Annotated in this window: 15 protein-coding genes and 3 pseudogenes; 8 read left to right on the forward strand and 10 right to left on the reverse strand. The window is 59.7% G+C overall.

Annotation, left to right across the window (positions count from 1 at the left end):
- Together MUU54_RS19525 and MUU54_RS19530 are read right to left on the reverse strand one after the other, a co-directional pair.
- Window positions 1–140, reverse strand: a 140-nt coding sequence (locus tag MUU54_RS19525; RefSeq protein WP_281433409.1) for a transposase, incomplete at its 3' end; no start/stop codon positions are given.
- Window positions 141–202: 62 nt separating this feature from the next.
- A pseudogene (locus MUU54_RS19530) lies at window positions 203–598 on the reverse strand (leucine zipper domain-containing protein); the annotation flags it as partial.
- A gap of 401 nt (window positions 599–999) precedes the next feature.
- Between MUU54_RS19530 and MUU54_RS19535 the strand changes: the two are divergent.
- Window positions 1,000–1,242 (forward strand): histidine kinase dimerization/phosphoacceptor domain -containing protein, encoded by a 243-nt coding sequence (locus MUU54_RS19535; RefSeq protein ID WP_247245686.1) that lies wholly within the window; start codon window positions 1,000–1,002, stop codon window positions 1,240–1,242.
- Between the two features lie 50 nt (window positions 1,243–1,292).
- Here the strand turns inward: MUU54_RS19535 and MUU54_RS19540 are convergent, their stop codons facing one another.
- The 3 genes from MUU54_RS19540 to MUU54_RS19550 all read right to left on the reverse strand — a co-directional run bounded on the left by MUU54_RS19540 (window position 1,293) and on the right by MUU54_RS19550 (window position 4,798).
- Entirely contained in the window at window positions 1,293–1,646 is a 354-nt protein-coding gene (locus tag MUU54_RS19540; protein WP_247245687.1) for an SPW repeat domain-containing protein, read from the reverse strand.
- Between the two features lie 213 nt (window positions 1,647–1,859).
- Window positions 1,860–3,122: a DUF2254 family protein gene (locus tag MUU54_RS19545; protein WP_247245688.1), complete on the reverse strand. Its 1,263-nt coding sequence runs from the start codon at window positions 3,120–3,122 to the stop codon at window positions 1,860–1,862.
- A gap of 1,394 nt (window positions 3,123–4,516) precedes the next feature.
- Window positions 4,517–4,798 carry a hypothetical protein gene (locus MUU54_RS19550; protein ID WP_247245689.1) on the reverse strand — a complete coding sequence of 94 codons (282 nt, stop codon included), beginning with the start codon at window positions 4,796–4,798 and terminating at the stop codon, window positions 4,517–4,519.
- A 277-nt stretch (window positions 4,799–5,075) separates the two neighbouring features.
- Here MUU54_RS19550 and MUU54_RS19555 point away from each other — a divergent pair, with 277 nt between their 5' ends.
- On the forward strand, window positions 5,076–5,591 hold the full coding sequence (locus MUU54_RS19555) for a CYTH domain-containing protein (RefSeq protein ID WP_247245690.1): 516 nt from the start codon (window positions 5,076–5,078) through the stop codon (window positions 5,589–5,591).
- On the opposite strand, the pseudogene MUU54_RS19560 reads toward MUU54_RS19555, so the two are convergent.
- From MUU54_RS19560 to MUU54_RS19575, 4 genes and pseudogenes are all read right to left on the reverse strand, one after another.
- Window positions 5,482–6,277: pseudogene (locus tag MUU54_RS19560) on the reverse strand (arginase family protein); the annotation flags it as partial. The gene MUU54_RS19555 and the pseudogene MUU54_RS19560 sit on opposite strands and share 110 nt — an antisense overlap.
- Window positions 6,278–6,293: 16 nt before the next feature.
- Window positions 6,294–7,316 carry an NADPH-dependent curcumin/dihydrocurcumin reductase gene (curA, locus tag MUU54_RS19565; protein ID WP_247245691.1) on the reverse strand — a complete coding sequence of 341 codons (1,023 nt, stop codon included), beginning with the start codon at window positions 7,314–7,316 and terminating at the stop codon, window positions 6,294–6,296.
- A 58-nt stretch (window positions 7,317–7,374) separates the two neighbouring features.
- Window positions 7,375–8,598 carry an alpha/beta fold hydrolase gene (locus MUU54_RS19570; protein ID WP_247245692.1) on the reverse strand — a complete coding sequence of 408 codons (1,224 nt, stop codon included), beginning with the start codon at window positions 8,596–8,598 and terminating at the stop codon, window positions 7,375–7,377.
- A 29-nt stretch (window positions 8,599–8,627) separates the two neighbouring features.
- Window positions 8,628–9,353, reverse strand: coding sequence for an SDR family NAD(P)-dependent oxidoreductase (locus MUU54_RS19575; RefSeq protein WP_247245693.1), 726 nt, complete (start codon window positions 9,351–9,353; stop codon window positions 8,628–8,630).
- 97 nt (window positions 9,354–9,450) lie between these two features.
- Here MUU54_RS19575 and MUU54_RS19580 point away from each other — a divergent pair, with 97 nt between their 5' ends.
- The 6 genes and pseudogenes from MUU54_RS19580 to MUU54_RS19605 all read left to right on the forward strand — a co-directional run bounded on the left by MUU54_RS19580 (window position 9,451) and on the right by MUU54_RS19605 (window position 14,182).
- Window positions 9,451–9,843 carry a winged helix-turn-helix transcriptional regulator gene (locus MUU54_RS19580; RefSeq protein ID WP_247245694.1) on the forward strand — a complete coding sequence of 131 codons (393 nt, stop codon included), beginning with the start codon at window positions 9,451–9,453 and terminating at the stop codon, window positions 9,841–9,843.
- A gap of 101 nt (window positions 9,844–9,944) precedes the next feature.
- A pseudogene (locus MUU54_RS19585) lies at window positions 9,945–10,684 on the forward strand (SDR family NAD(P)-dependent oxidoreductase).
- A gap of 429 nt (window positions 10,685–11,113) precedes the next feature.
- Window positions 11,114–11,524, forward strand: a complete 411-nt coding sequence (tnpA, locus tag MUU54_RS19590) for an IS66-like element accessory protein TnpA (protein ID WP_247245695.1) — start codon at window positions 11,114–11,116, stop codon at window positions 11,522–11,524.
- Window positions 11,521–11,868 (forward strand): IS66 family insertion sequence element accessory protein TnpB, encoded by a 348-nt coding sequence (tnpB, locus tag MUU54_RS19595; RefSeq protein ID WP_037103542.1) that lies wholly within the window; start codon window positions 11,521–11,523, stop codon window positions 11,866–11,868. Before tnpA ends, tnpB begins: the two co-directional genes overlap by 4 nt.
- A 45-nt stretch (window positions 11,869–11,913) precedes the next feature.
- Window positions 11,914–13,571, forward strand: a protein-coding gene (tnpC, locus tag MUU54_RS19600) for an IS66 family transposase (protein WP_247245696.1) whose coding sequence is annotated in 2 segments (ribosomal slippage) — window positions 11,914–13,369 and window positions 13,369–13,571 — 1,659 coding nt in all. Because the reading frame shifts where the segments join, the coding sequence is not laid out codon by codon here.
- Window positions 13,568–14,182 carry a plasmid pRiA4b ORF-3 family protein gene (locus tag MUU54_RS19605; protein WP_247245697.1) on the forward strand — a complete coding sequence of 205 codons (615 nt, stop codon included), beginning with the start codon at window positions 13,568–13,570 and terminating at the stop codon, window positions 14,180–14,182. The genes tnpC and MUU54_RS19605 overlap by 4 nt, the downstream gene beginning before the upstream one ends.
- A gap of 621 nt (window positions 14,183–14,803) precedes the next feature.
- Here the strand turns inward: MUU54_RS19605 and MUU54_RS19610 are convergent.
- Entirely contained in the window at window positions 14,804–15,382 is a 579-nt protein-coding gene (locus MUU54_RS19610) for a helix-turn-helix domain-containing protein (protein WP_247245698.1), read from the reverse strand.
- Window positions 15,383–15,509 lie beyond the last annotated feature (127 nt).

Below are 15,509 nucleotides of genomic sequence, written 5' to 3' on the forward strand. Positions count from 1 at the left end.
CCATGGCGGCGAGCGGTAGAAGATACCGTCTCGCCAGGTTCGAAACTCTGCTCAATGATTGTCAGCTTCTGCTCGGTGGTCCACCGCCTGCGGCGGACATCACCCGTCAGCAATTCAATGTGTCGGTACTCGTTAGACATAAGCCTATACCCAAGCCTGTGCTTGAGCCTTTCTGCTTATGCCGACTGTCCGGTCGAAACGGGGGGCAGTTCAACTCGTAACGCACGACCGGCTCGATGGGAGCGAGGTCCTTCATGCGCGACAGGCCAGCGCGTCTGAGAACACGGCTGACGGTGGCAGGCGAAACACCCGTCTCCATGGCAATGTGCTTCCCGGTCAAGCGTTGTCTGCGAAGACCGGCAATGCGCTCGACCAGAGCGCCGTCCGTCCGCCGGGGACTGGCTCGGGGCCGCGATGAATGGTCCGTCATGCCGTCGCGCCCGGCCGTTTCGAACCGTGTGACCCAGCGCGACACGATCTTCGGCGAGACGCCATAGACCCGAGCGGCTTGGCTTCGAGACAACTGCCCGCCGGTCACCGCCAAAGCCATTTCTTCTCGACGCAAAGGCGTCAGTCGGGCATTCTTGTGAATGTTCATTCGGAGCGATCCTGGAAAACTGAGGTGTGGTAACTCCAGTCTCCTAAATCCGCTCCGGATGGACAACCTCCTGAAAGCTCACATCTAGCCCCCGTGACATCGGGACAATCCCGCCGCAAGCTCATTCGGTTGATCTGACCTTCCACGGGCATAGGCATCGTCGAGATATGCGTTGCGGCTTCGATCGTCAGCTTCGCACCGACAGAATGCGCCACTACATCAAGGCCGCCGGATATGATCGGGATTGAACAGGATCTGCTCTAGCGCCGCAGGATCGTGCTTCTCAACGCCCGCATGGTGTATGACGACGGCATCCGAACCGGCTGTTCATCTCGCCATCGACGATATCACCGAGCCGGCTAAGCAAGATTGATCGAAATCGCGACCTTCTGGCTGCCGAAATGGCGCACCGGATCAAGAACACCCTGCAGATCATCTCCTCCTTCGTCTCCCACAAAATACGACGCGCCGCAGAGCCGTGCGCGCAAGGCTACGAGCGGTGCAGGCACGCATCCAGCCTGTCGGGAGCTCTACGATGCCAGGTACGGGTGAGCGGCTGTCGTTGTTGCAGACGCTTGCTTTCGGCCAGCAGGGCTGTTTCGGCGCGCCCTGCCCACTTTGCTGCCCCTCTTTCGGGCAACTGACAGGCAGGAACGCCGCCTCCGCGATTCACGAACGCGCTCTTCTTTATGCGTTATCCCGTGGTTGGGTGCGTGCCTTTCTTCGTCACAAGAGGCACTACGATTTCCATCAGTCCCACGAGCACATGCGGCCACCAGATAGTTTGCGAGAAACCAAACAGCCAAGGTGATGCTGCAAGAAGAACGCCACCGGCAATATCCACAGCGAGGTGCACCTTCAAGGGAATCAACTTTGCGACGCTGAGCTCGTAGTTCGTCAGCAAGCTCATGACCAAGATCATTGCCCCTAGGAGCTGCGGGAGCCATTGCTCGATCCCTCCATTGGCAAAGCCAAAGAGATACGGTGCAATCAGGAGGAGCACCCCCGTCAAGTAGTCGATGATGCCGTGCGTTTTCGTGTCGATCATAATAGAGGCCTCCGCTTCTCAGAATCGATGAAGTCAACAAGGAGTTTCCGCAAATGTTCCTGAACAAGTGGGTGCGGCTTTCGATAACAACTGTACCCATAGAATCCGTGGCTCATTTGCCGCTACGAGGGGATCGCCGTGACAATCGCTCATGAATTAATCGTCCCAAATCAGCAATGGCGTCTGGCAGCGTGTTGCGTGCCAGATTAGGGATCAGCTGGCCGTAAGTAAATGCCGCGCACTCTCAAGAGCCGCCCGGATATCTGCACGGTCCGCATCTGTCTGAGCTTGAGAGGCTCCGTGTTCCGCCATCGCTTGCGTATGGCTCCAGAGAAACTCGACGACTTCCCTCTCGCTTTCGCTGGAGCATGGCAAGCGCGCCATTAACTTGATCATGTGGATGATCACAGCGGGATATGGAGCCGCTGTCTGTCGAAATGCCTTCATCGGGCCATCCATGAACTGAGTCACCTTCTCGGTCGGCAACTCGAGCCGTGGCATCGCGTTCTTGTCGGTGAGCCACTGGGGAGTGTGAGAGACATTCAAGGCCACCGCGAACATGCTAGCCAGCCTGTCGCAACAGGCGAGAGCTGTGTAGAAATCGTTTACCGCAGGCGATAGCGCGCGGCTCGCGATTTCCACCAGCAAATTAGCTTCGAAGACCGGCCCGCGCGTGTCGTTGCGATAGGATGCGGCTATGATGTGTGGCGTCACCCAATCCGAACTGGCATAACCCATCACCGTGCCAATTTCCTCCCCTTCCATCATGAAGTCGCCAGTCCCGCGGAGAAGACGTACAGCGGCGCCCCGTGCGCAGGCTTCGTCCAAGATCTTGTCGCACTTGATCTCGTCAATGTAGCCGGTCTCAGCCGCACGGATCGGGATGCTGCCCTGTAGATCCAAGTTGGGCGGCTCGGCGTGCCGATTGCGGCTAAGGCTCCGGGCCGCGTTGCGGCCCAGCTGAGCGATGGAGGTGTCGATGTGAACTGTGCGTCCAAGATGATTCAGAGCCCTTGTCATCCAAGCCAGAGCCAAGATTGTCGCAACAGTGAGTACTGCCAGAGTGAGCCGCGGAACACGCTCCGGTGGGCCCTCAGAATCGACCGAAGACAGCACAATTAGTGCGCTAGAAAGCAGCGCTAGCAGGAGCCCAAGCGTGAAACGTATCTTCCGGTCCCCGATCCAGCGGTCGATCAACCGCACGCCGAGATTGCTCGAAGCCAGCGTTAGAACCAATAGAGTGATGGAAAAATAGAGGGTGGCGAATGCCGTATGTACCGTAACAAGGCCGCTCGCCAGCTCCAGCGCGGTCTTACCTGGTATGGACAACGGCCAGCCCCACTCCCCAACCCAAGCCGACGCCCCTTGGCCATCAAGGATCAGCAATCCCACGGTGAAAAGGACCGTGCCCAAAATCATCAACGAGGGCAGCGCCCAGAAGTTAGACCATAATGCGTGACGCGCCGAGCCTGCCATCTACAACTTGCCTCCCTATTTCTGTTTCTTACTCGGGCCGTTGATACCGGCACCGACGATCCGCCGAGGCCGCATGATGTCGCAGGAGTGTCGCCCAGCATGTCTTGATGCAGACGCCGCTGCTCTGTCAATCGTGGGTGCCATTTAAGGGAGAGCTTCCCATCGCCAACTCAAATACTCTCGCTGCTGTTGCTGGCCGGATGTCCTGCGATCCGGCGGCGCCATGTAAGGGGAAGCTCGTCATTGATGCACCGAATTCAAAGTAGACGAGTTAGGCACAGCGCGCGGTATTTGGCACCAGAAAAAAATGCCAAGAGTATAGTGACGGTCTTGCCTGCTGTAGTTTCCTCCTCGGCCTCAACTCCGGCACAAGCATTTCGCCTGCCGGATCCGCTCGGCGATCAGGTCGCGGACGCCCTCAATCGCGATAGGTCGGGCTGCCGCGATATCAGGAACCTCTGCTCCGTCAGGGTGTTTTTCTCGCCTTGATGGGATCAGAACCAACAGTCCTGCTAATACAGGTTCCTTCCGATTCTATTTCCATAAACGAACCAAGACATTGGCTTGTCTGAAAGACTGAGGGACGGACAACAGCTAGCTTCTGCTCCGAATTTATATAGATGAGCTGCGGCTTCTTGGAGCGGATTCCAAAGAATCAGTCATCGTAGCATCACCGGACTGCGCCTGGAGGAGTGTAACACTCGAACAGCTCCTGGTCCGGGACCTGTAGGGGGCCAGCCACAGGATCTGCTGTTGCGCCTCCGTGCTCTGACTACTTGCCGGCACAGCGCTGGTTTCGTGAGAAACTTTCTAAGGGCCACAACATTGCCAGCTCCCGTCAATCGAACGGCTGGCGCCATCAGCCCGCTGGTAGGTCAGGGTAGCAGGCAGAGCCGGAGACTCACCACCACCCATTGCTGCACCCGTTATCGCAATATCTATCGTTTTACCTCGCCCGGTGAACGAGGCTCCCTTGATCATCCCGTTAAACCCACCGGGCGCGCCAACAGGCTCGACCTCTCCAGAAACCTTTACAACCCCTTGGGCGGGCTCGCTCGATCCCACAATTCCCATCGCGTAGAGGATGGTCGAATTGTCCTCCGTCTGAAAGCTGCAACCGAGTTCACCGGTCAAAGCCACACTCTTCAGATCAGGCTCCGTTAGGTCGTCCAACCCAATTTCTGACCCGTCGCCGCCGACTGTGGCACCTTGTGAGTTCGCAGGAGGAGTTGCGGTGTCTTCGCCAGCCGAGCATCCGCTCAGCATGAGACCAGCAACAAAGCGACAGCAATGCCTCGGGTAACGGGATTAGAATGGGCTAAACGGTTGAGAGCGTGCGACATTGGCATCATTTTCTCCGGTTACGACAGGCTTTCGATCTAGAGGAGCGGCCGCTAGGCACACTGCGAGGTAGGCAGGGTCGATTCTTTGGCCTCGGTAGGGTGCGTTCCTTGGGAGGCACTTGGCCATTCCATCAGCCACTTGTGGTGCCCGGCTGCCTCCTGCAGCTCCGACGACGTCCTGTTCCCTTCGCGAAAGAGATTGATAAATACTTCTGCCGCGATAGCTGCTTCAGGAGATAGCCTGTCGACCAGACGCTCGCGGCACCATTGAGCCAACGCGGCCTCTAGTATCTCCAGTTCAGCAGGACCAAACGCTGTTTCGAAGAATCCCATCAAGTCATCCCTCCCAAATCCGGGGCAGCAGGTATAAACCGCCGTTTGGCGTTTCAAGGCATGGGCCGCGTGCTGGCCTCTCTCTATGGCAGCATCTCGGTGTGGCGCCTCATCGCAGGCAGAACAAGGAACCAGGCGGCGTATCGATGATCGGTCTCATCATACTCGCAGCAGCGGACCCTGCTCACCCTGTGGGAAATCTTCCCAACTCCGTACGAGCAATCTTGCATCGTGAATGCCTTCTCCCTACGGGAGAAAAGCATCTGGAGTTGTAGCAATGGCATTAGAAGTCGAGCGTAAGTTTCTGGTCGTGGACCAGTCATGGCGGGCCTTGACTGCGACCGGTCGCCATATACTTGATCACCTGATAGCGCGGTTTGATCTGGGCAAGGCTCGCATCAGGGTCTGTGACAACACAACGACGCTCGCGATCAAGAGTGCTCGCCGCGGGTTTTCTCGAAGCGAGTACCATATCGAGCTAACAGAGGGCGACGGACAGGCAATGATAGCGGACTTCGCGAGGGGTCCCGGTTTGGAAAAGATCCGTTACGAAATTCGGGTCAACGATGTTGTCTGGCAGGTCGACGAGTACCTAGGGCCGTTACTGGGCCTGGTCACGGCCGATGTCGAACTGCCCTCCGAAGATCATCACTTTGACAAGCCGGATTGGGTGGGCGAGGAAATCACCGGCGACTCTCGCTATAGCTCAAGCACGCTCTCCGCCGCAGTTGAAGCGGTCCGTTTAATGCCGGACCCTGAGCTAGAGGCATCTGGTGGAATCGAGCGGCGGTGAGGGCGGTGAGGCTCCCAAGGTCCGCTTGCGGATAGAATTCCACGAGATCGAACCCAGCTATTCTCGCACGGTTCCCCACCCCGGCGATGATATCGATTACTTGGGTGTAGGTGAGCCCGCCCGGTGAAGGCCCTATCACGCTAGGCATACTGCTTGGGTCCAGGCCGTCGCAGTCCAGGGTGATGACGACGTTTGCACCTTCGGGGATATGTCGAAGAGCGGCTTCAACACATTGCGAATGAACTTCTCTTGCAGTCACAATTCGACTGCCATAAACGGCCGCTGCTTCAAGTTCTGCGAGACGAGCACTTTCCACCCCGCGCATCCCGACCTGAACAATTGCCGCAACGTGCGGCATCTCGCTTGCCCGGCGTATCGGGCTGGAATAGCCGTAACGTTCATCGCCTAGTTCGTCACGCCAGTCGATATGAGCATCGATCTGCAGTACCCCAGTTCGGCCCATGATCAGCGAAGCCAGCTAGGAAAGGTATCGGAGTGGAATTGTCTCCGCCGAGAAGAATGGGTACAGCAGGTAGCGCCAAGATCTCGCGCGTCTTCCACTCGATCTGCGCGCGGTTCCCCTCATTGTCTTCCATAGTCGTGGCGAGGTTTCCGAGGTCGATGCATGAGTTAGGATATCCGTTGAAGAGCGGATCTCCTAAATCGAAATCCCAATGCTCAACCAGTTCGCATGTGACCAAATCATTCCGGCAGTCTGACCACCAGCTTGCCTGTGTTGTGTCCTTCGAACAGCCCGACGAAGGCGGCGGGTGCCTGATCCAGCCCGTCCACAATGGTTTCGTGCGCGCGGAGATGGCCGGCATCGAGCCAGCCCCGCATTTGCCGCTCAAAATCTGAAAAGCAATCGAGGTGTTCGGCGTTCATAAAACCTTGAAGGCGGATCCGTTTGACGATCAGCGACATGAGCAAGGCGTGGATCCCACCCGTTCCCTCTGTGATGCCATTGTAGCCCGACACCAGCCCGCATAGGGGCACGCGTGCGTCATTGTTGAGAAACGGCCAGACGGCCTCGCGGACGGCGCCGCCGACATTCTCAAAGTAGATATCTATCCCATCGGGTGCGGCCTCGCGTAGTCGAACGGGAAGGTCGGGCGCGCGATAGTCGAGGCATGCGTCGAAGCTCATTTCCTCCACAACCTGACGGCATTTATCGGCTCCGCCCGCGATGCCAACGACGCGGCAGCCAAGCAGACGGCCAATCTGTCCTACCACGGAGCCCACAGCGCCCGCCGCCGCCGACACGACCAGCGTTTCACCCGCCCTCGGCCGTCCGATCGCCGTCAGGCCCCACCAAGCCGTGAAGCCAGTCATGCCCAGGACGCCCAGGGCCTGAGAAGGCTGCTCCATGTCGTTCGGAAGGCGGCGCAGACCGATACCATCCGATATCGCGAAGGTCTGCCAGCCAGCGTCGGGCGTGACCACCAAGTCACCTTCGGCGAAGCTGTCGAGGCGCGATCGCACCACCCGCGCGACCGTCCCGCCTCCAAGCGGTGCGTCGAGTGCATAGGGTGGCGCGTAGGAGTCACGACTGTCGTTCATCCGGCCACGCATGTAAGGGTCGAGCGACAGGTAGAGATTGCGCAGGAGCATCTGTCCCTCGCTTGGCGCCGGCACACGGCCGTCCACGATGCGGAAGTCGCCGGGCACCGGCGCGCCCTGCGGTCTCCTGACTAGTTGTACCTGCCGGTTGAGGGTCTTGGTCATTGATGGCTTCCGTGCGGTGGGATGAAGCGCCGGCCCCGCGGGGCCGGCGCGCTGCAGATCAACGGGCGAACTGTTGGCGCAGGAAGTCCAACACATCCGCGTTGGCCCGGCGGATGATGCTGAAGTGGTCTGCGCCATCGTAGACCTTGTAGGTAAGCCGCGCGCCGCTGGCCTTAAGCCTGTCCGCGAAGCGAGTTTGAAGCGCCTCAAGAACAAATGGGTCAGCATTGCCTTGGACGATCAGGAGGGGCTGGTGCAACGTATAGTCTGGCATGACGGCGGGATCGTTGGCGGCCAGGAAGGCGTGCATCTGCGGCTGACTACCCCAGTCGGCGTTCAACCCCTCGAAGGCTCTCCCTTTCGCCTTGACCGCCGCGTCGATCGTCCCGATTGCCGCTACTGAGCATAACGAGCGGAAGCGCGGAAGCGTCTCAGCCAAGTCCGGTCCCATGATCGACGCTTCATCGAAGGATGGCTGTGTAACCTTCAGGCCAGTTGCCATCAGTGCGCCCTGGAACTGCTGCATCATCAGGCCCTGATGCGCCGCCGCTTCGTCCGAAGCCGTCTTGGCATCCGCTTCGAAACGGGCAGCGTGAGCTTCGATCGCGACGTAGGGCGCCGAGGCGACCGTGCCGGCGAAGGCAAGACCGGTCGCTTCCTTCGCGAGCGCCTCGACGCCCAGGACTCCGTGACCGCCATCCGAATGGCCGACGACCGCCCAGCGCTCTGATAGGCTCGGCTCCGCCGCGCGCGCCGCCACGACGCCTGCGACCAGCGAGCGGGCGAGGCTCGACAGGCTGTAATAGGGGTAAGGCGTGGTCGCATCGGGGCCAAGCCCTTCGAGGTCAGGCGCGACCACGGCATAGCCCGCATCGATGAACTGACTGATCTGCCAAGAATAATCGCTCTTGAAGCCGTCACGGGTCAGGCCGCCGTCCAATTCTGGGGTCTGGCTCGGCGCGCACGTCCGCTGTCCAGGCGTGGTCGTGCCGTGTTCCCAGCCGACGATCGGCCAGCCACCCGCCGGGGGTGCGCCCTTCGGCGTCAGCAGCAGCGTGGTGGCCGGCACCGGCCGGCCACTGACCCCGAGCATGGTGTGGTGCAGGAGTTGGATATCAGCGTTGACGCCAGGCACCGCCGGCTGTGCCGTCGCTGACCGCAATGCGATCGGCGAAGGGCCCGCATCGGCCGCCGCGACCGGCGAAAGGTTGGTGACCTCGAGCGCCAGGGCGAGGAAGGCGGCGGCCAGAGGCCGAGCCGCCCGTGAGAGGAAACGAGTCATGTTGCACCATTCTCTTTTGGTTGGGAGGATCATACCTGCGCCATGCCACCATCGACCGGCAGCTCGGCGCCCGTAATGAAGCCCGCCTCCTCGCTGGCGAGAAAAAGCGCGGCGGAGGCCACTTCGTCGGCCCGCCCCATTCGGGCGAGCGGGATCAGCATTGTCAGGGTGTCGCGCACCTCGTCGGACGCCGCCGCGAACATTGCGGTGTCGGTCGGACCCGGCGCCACGACATTAACGCGGATGTTGCGGGGGGCAAGCTCGTTGGCCCAGGTGCGCGCAAACGAGCGCACCGCCGCCTTCGTCGCACCGTAGACGCCGTAGCCCTTGGTGCCGATCTGATCCGCGATCGATCCCACCAGCACCACCGAACCGCCATCCGGCATGATTGCTGTCGCGGCCTTGGTGGCGAACAGGAGCGAACGAACATTAAGTGCGAACGTGCGGTCGAAGTGATCTTCTTCGATTGTATCGAGGGTTGCGAACTCGGAGATGCCGGCGCTGACGGCAAGCACGTCCACCCGTCCGGCCTCGCTGCGCACCGCCTCAAAGAAGGCGGCGAGCGCCGTCACGTCGGAAGCGTCGACGCGGCGCGTGCGCAGCGTGCCGACACCGTGGCCTACGTCGCCTTCTTCGGCACGGCGGCTGGTCGCATAGACGGTGGCGCCCTCTGCTGCGAAGCGTTGTGCGATGGCGCCGCCGATGCCGTCGTGGCCGCCGACGACGACCGAAATCTTTTTGGAAAGTCTGCTCATATGTCCTCACAGGTAGGGTGATGGACAAATAGGTATCATTTCTGTATCTAGGCACAAGAACGCACTTAGAAGTGCCTTGATATAGAGGCGTATACCCATGGCCAATGATGCGCTCGAACTGCCGCTCGACGTGGCCGCGACACGGCCCATCCTCGAACAGATCGCCAACAAGTGGGCGGTGCTGATCCTCAGCGTCCTGTGCACGCAGCCGGCGCGATTCAACGACCTGAAACGGCGCCTCGATGGTATTACCCACAAGGCGCTGTCAGATGCACTGAAGCGGTTGGAGCGAAACGGTCTCATCAGCCGCAAGGTGCTCCCGACGCAGCCGGTCGGCGTCGAGTACACAATCACGGCTCTTGGCGCGTCGCTTCGCGAGCCCTTCGCTGCTCTCTACAACTGGTCACTCGCCAACGGAACGGAGCTGACAGGGGCGCAACTTGCCTATGATGGAATGAGGCGGAACGGAGCTTTCAAGGAAGAGGTTTAGCAACAAAGACACATGCTCCCAGATTGAAGACTGCAGCCGATGTCCGCCAGCTGGTCGATGACCTGATTGCCGCTAGTCATCCATTACAGAATGGCTTGATCATGACGGAGTTGTTGGGAAGGCGTGCGCTTGTAACCGGCGCCTCGCGTGGCATCGGCGCAGCGATTGCTATTGCCCTCGCAGAGAAAGGGGCGGACGTCGCAATCACCTATGAACGTTCGACCGATCGAGCGGCTGAGGTGGTCGAGGCCATCCAAGCTAAGGGGCGGCGTGGGCTTGCCATTCAGGCCAACAGTGCCAATCCAGCGGATGTAAAGCGCTCCGTGGACGAGGCTGCCGCGGCGCATGGCGGGCTTGATATCCTTGTCAATAACGCAGCGATCGCGCTGTATTCCACGATCGCTGACTTCAGCGTTGCCGATATCGATGCGCTGTTGGGCGTGAATGTGCGCGCGCCCATCCTCGCGGCCCAGGCGGCCATCCCGCATCTTCACGCCGGGGGTCGCATTCTGACCATCGGCTCTGCCGGGGCAGAACGCATCGTCGGTGACACTGGCACAGTATATTTCATGACGAAGTCCGCGCTCAGTCGTTTACGCGGGGCCTAGCACGCGAACTGGGACCCAAGGACATTACCGTCAATCTGGTTCAGCCTGAATCGACGGATACCGACATGAATCCCGCCAGCGGCGAATCGGCTGATTTTCAGCGCAGCCTCAGCCCCCTTGGTCGCTACGGTGCACCCGAGGACATCGCGGCCGTCGTGGCCTTCCTGGCAAGCCCCGGGGCCCGACACGTCACCGGCGCAATCCTTACCGTCGTTGGTGGCCAGTCGACTTGATGTGGCTGCAGGTTTTACGCTGAGCCGACGCGACGAGCCGGCCGGGATGTCGTCGCCGTCAATAATTCGCCTGTTGAGAGGAGGCGCTAAGGCGCCGACCTTCTTCGGCCGGAAAGACGCGTGACAGTCGTGGGCGGCCCTCCGGTTCGACAGAAGAAACACCGGGTCAGCTGCTTGGCTTTCGTCATTCTGACTAGGACGCACTGGGCAGCCGCTGGGCTAACGCGGGTGAAACTTTGATAGGCTTGCCGACAATTTTTCCCATGTGATGAGTTGAAATGGGGACTTGAGACGGTCGCCTGGGGAGCCAAACCACAAAAGGCGTAGATATCAATTTCCACTTGGTTTCTAGTAAGCCCCCGGTGAGGGCCGCCTTGCGATGATGGGCTGCTGACTGCCAGTCCTAGTGGTAGCACTAGGAGTAGTCATATGACGAAGCATCCGATTGAAGTGATCACGTCTGTCGAGCGCCGTCGCCGCTGGTCTCGCGAGGAGAAGGAGCGGCTCGTTGCTGCCTGCTTTGAACCTGACGCTGTGATCTCGGAGGTAGCCCGCGCCGCCGGTATCCATGTCAGTCAGCTCTTTCGTTGGCGCAAAGAACTGTGCCGGATTGAGGAGCCGTCGATGCAGGTATCGAGCACGTTGGTGCCCGTGATCGTGTCGGAGACCGCGCCGGCAGCCCAATTCGCTGCCCCGGATACGCCTATTCCGCCACAACCCCGCCGAAAGCGCAGCGATGTAACTATTGAGCTGGGCCGTGGTCGTCGTGTCCGCGTGGACAGCGACATCGACACGCAGGCGCTCGGTCGCATTCTCGACTGTGTGCTGGGTCGGCGATGATTCCTGTTCCTGCTGGCGTGAAGGTCTGGTTGGCAACCGGCCATACGGACATGCGCAAGGGCTTTCCCGGCCTGTCGCTGATGGTGCAAGAGACCCTGAAGCGCGATCCGATGTGTGGCCATCTATTCGTGTTCCGAGGGCGTGGCGGCGGCCTGATCAAGGTCATCTGGCACGATGGCCAGGGAGCTTGCTTGTTCACGAAGAAGCTGGAGCGGGGACGCTTCATCTGGCCATCAGCGGCCGATGGCACGGTGGTGATTACGCCGGGGCAGCTTGGCTATCTGCTGGAGGGTATTGACTGGCGGATGCCGCAAAAGACCTGGCGACCAACTTCGGCCGGATGAGCAAAAACGCTGGAATGGCGCAGTCGAATATGATTCCATCTCACCATGAACAACCCCGCCGAACAGCTCCCGGATGACCTTGCCAATGCGCTCGCACTGCTGGCTGAAGAGCGTGCGCGGCGTGTTGCTGCCGAGGTAGAAGCGGCGGCTGCCAAGGCGGAGGCCGCCAGCGCAAAAGCGCTCGTGTCGCATTCCGAGGCGCTGATCGCGCGGTTGAAGCTGGAGATCGAGAAAGTCCGCCGGGAGCTTTATGGCAGTCGCTCCGAGCGCAAAGCGCGGCTTCTCGAACAGATGGAACTGCAGCTCGAAGAACTCGAAGCTGATGCTGGCGAAGATGAGCTCGCGGCAGAGATGCTTGCCAAGGCATCGAGTGTCAGGGCTTTCGAGCGCAAGCGGCCATCCCGCAAGCCGTTTCCTGAACATCTGCCGCGCGAGCGCCTCGTTATCGCCGCCCCATCCAGTTGCCCCTGCTGCGGCTCGGCCAAGCTGTCGAAGCTCGGCGAGGATATCACCGAGACCCTGGAGGTCATCCCGCGTCAGTGGAAGGTCATCCAGACGGTGCGGGAGAAGTTCTCCTGCCGCGAGTGCGAGAAGATCACCCAGCCGCCAGCACCCTTCCATGTGACACCCCGCGGCTTTGCCGGACCAAACTTGCTGGCTATGATCCTGTTCGAGAAGTTCGCCCAGCATCAGCCGCTCAATCGCCAAAGCGAACGCTATGCCCGCGAGGGCATCGACCTCAGCCTGCCGACACTGGCCGATCAGGTCGGCGCGTGTACCGCAGCCCTCAAGCCAATCCATTCGCTGATCGAGGCTCATGTCCTGGCCGCCGAGCGGCTGCATGGCGACGACACGACCGTGCCGATCCCGGCGAAGGGAAAGACCGATACGGGCCGCATCTGGACCTACGTTAGGGACGATCGACCGTTCGGCGGACAGGCACCGCCCGCCGCCCTCTACTATGCCTCACGAGATCGGCGGCAGGAGCATCCCGAACGCCACCTGAAGACCTTCACCGGCATTCTGCAGGCGGATGCCTATGGCGGCTATAATCCGCTGTTCAAGGTAGATCGCGATCCTACGCCTCTGCGCCAAGCACTCTGCTGGGCACATTCGCGCCGCAAGTTCTTCGTGCTGGCCGACATCGCCGCGAACGCCAAACGTGGCAGCAAAGCTGCGCCGATCTCGCCAATGGCATTGGAGGCCGTCAAACGGATCGATGCCCTGTTCGACGTCGGACGGGCGATCAACGGTCTTGCCGCCGAGCAGCGACTGGAGCACCGCCGTAAGAACAGCCTGCCGCTCGTTGAGGAACTGCACGACTGGCTGCAAAGCGAGCGGGCAAAGCTGTCGCGTAGCGCTCCCGTTGCCGAGGCAATCGACTATATGCTGAAGCGCTGGGATGGCTTTACGTCATTCCTCGACGATGGCCGGGTTTGCCTCACGAACAACGCCGCCCAGCGTGCGCTCAGAGGCTTCGCACTAGGCAGAAAGTCATGGCTGTTGCCGGATCAGATCGTGGTGCTGATCGAGCCGTGTTCATGGCGACACTCATCATGAGCGCCAAGCTCAACGACGTCGATCCGCAGGCTTGGCTTGCCGACGTCCTCGCTCGTATCGCTGACACTCCTGTCAGTAGGCTGGAGCAACTGCTTCCGTGGAACTGGACACGGGCAGAAGCACCCATGGCATTGGCATCATGACCTCCAACGAACGGATCGCCCGACTTCTCGTCAAGCTCGATCATATCGAGCCAGCCATCTGGCGCAGGGTCGAGGTCCCGATCACCACCAGCCTGAAGGGGCTGCACGACGTCATCCAGACCGTCATGCTGTTCCAGGATTATCACCTCTTCGAGTTCAATGCCGGCGGCAAGCGCTATGCAGTTCCCGATCCTGAATGGGACTTCGGCCGCGAGACCTATGCCGCCCGCAATGTTCGGATCGGCGCTCTGGTGGATCGCGGCATCACCACCATCAGCTATACCTATGACTTCGGCGACGACTGGCGGCATTCAATCACTGTCGAGGCCGTCACGGACGCCGATCCGGCAGTTGAATATCCACGCTTCATCGAAGGCGACCGGCGCGCGCCGCCGGAAGATGTCGGCGGCTTGCCCGGCTTCGAGGAATTCCTCAACGCAATGGCAAAGCCTCGACATGCGCAACACCGCGAAGTTGTGGACTGGTACGGAGGTCGCTTCGCGCCGGACGATATTGGTGTCGATACGATCAATGATCGGATAGCTAAACTCGCGCGCCGCCGAACCCTTGGAAAAGCTGGTTACGCAAAAAGCCAGAACAACCGCCACTGACCGGAAGCCGGCCCATCCGCGGCCTACGCCGAATGCTTACCATGTATGGCCGAGTGGGTCCAGAGCTTCTCAGAGCACGGATGATGCCGATCAAATCGGCCGATCTACACACAAAGTGAGGCAGACCCCGGATAAGTGCCAACGACAAGATGCCTTTCATCCCCAAAAACCGGGCCGATCGAGAACGAATTGGATTTAGATGCACGCAAACCCGAAACTCAGTCCGCGCCAGTCAATATTAATATTGAGGCCGTGGCCAGTTCTTCGGCTCGACTATATCAACAAGCTTTACTTGGCAGGTCGGACAAAGTTCGTAGGTCTTCTTCAGACGTGGAGACCCACTTAAAGCAGATACCGACACGCAAAGAAATCGAAAATCGTCGATCTTCCTTGTAGGAAATTGACTATCGCACCCTGCGCAAATCCAGGTTGCTTGTGCCATTTCCGTTGCCTCCCGCGCGAACCCATCAAGCTATATTTCACAAATGCAAGCGCGACGCGAGGGCTACTTAGGGATCACTTAAGTTCCGCGGGGCTGTTGACGGAGCGTCAAAGCGAATATCTCCCCAGGAACGGGGGCATAATAATCAGCTGAGCGGGAGGTCTGCCCGGGAGCGGCTGCTAACGATATTGCCTTGGAGTTCTCTGGCGATGGGTGCGCAATGTGCTAGTTAAATGGCTTTGACTGGAGAAGCCGCTTAAAAAAGCGATTTCTGCAAGGGCCTTGTCGGAGTTAGTCAACAATTGTTCGGCGAAACTCATGCGAAGTTCCAGTACATACTGGTGAGGAGATGTTCCGAATGTTACGGTAAAGGCGTCGGCAAAATGTCCCGGAGACAGGTCGCAGATGCCGGCGAGTTCTGCGACAGTGAGCTTGCGCCTGAAGTTCTCCCGCAGATACTCTTCAATCCTTTTGGTCGCGCGTTCGGAAAGCCCGCGTCCGCCGGTCGCTCTCGGCTTTGCAGCATCCGAATAGTTTCGAATGGCATGGATACCAAGCAAGGTGATCAATGAATCGAGACAGAGATCATTTGCCTTCTGATGTCTGCCGAGTTCGGTTCTGATCAGCTTGGCGAACTGAAGCGCCGTCCTGTCCAGGGTGACGTGGGTTGGCAACAAGTTGACGTCAGATCGGCCCAATTCATGTCCGGCGAGTTCTGCGAAGCTGTCCGGAGAGATGGACACAATGATATTTTCCATCGGTGAGGTCCATTCCACCCTGCTCTGAAGCCCGGCAGGAATCACGGCCAACGCACCTGGTACCACATGTTTTGGTTTGAGCGGCTCATCGGCGAACGAGACCCTTAACCCAGGTGAGGCGGCTAAC

Origin of the sequence: Pseudorhizobium tarimense (assembly GCF_022968135.1) — a bacterium.
In the GTDB taxonomy this organism is placed as follows: domain Bacteria; phylum Pseudomonadota; class Alphaproteobacteria; order Rhizobiales; family Rhizobiaceae; genus Neorhizobium; species Neorhizobium tarimense.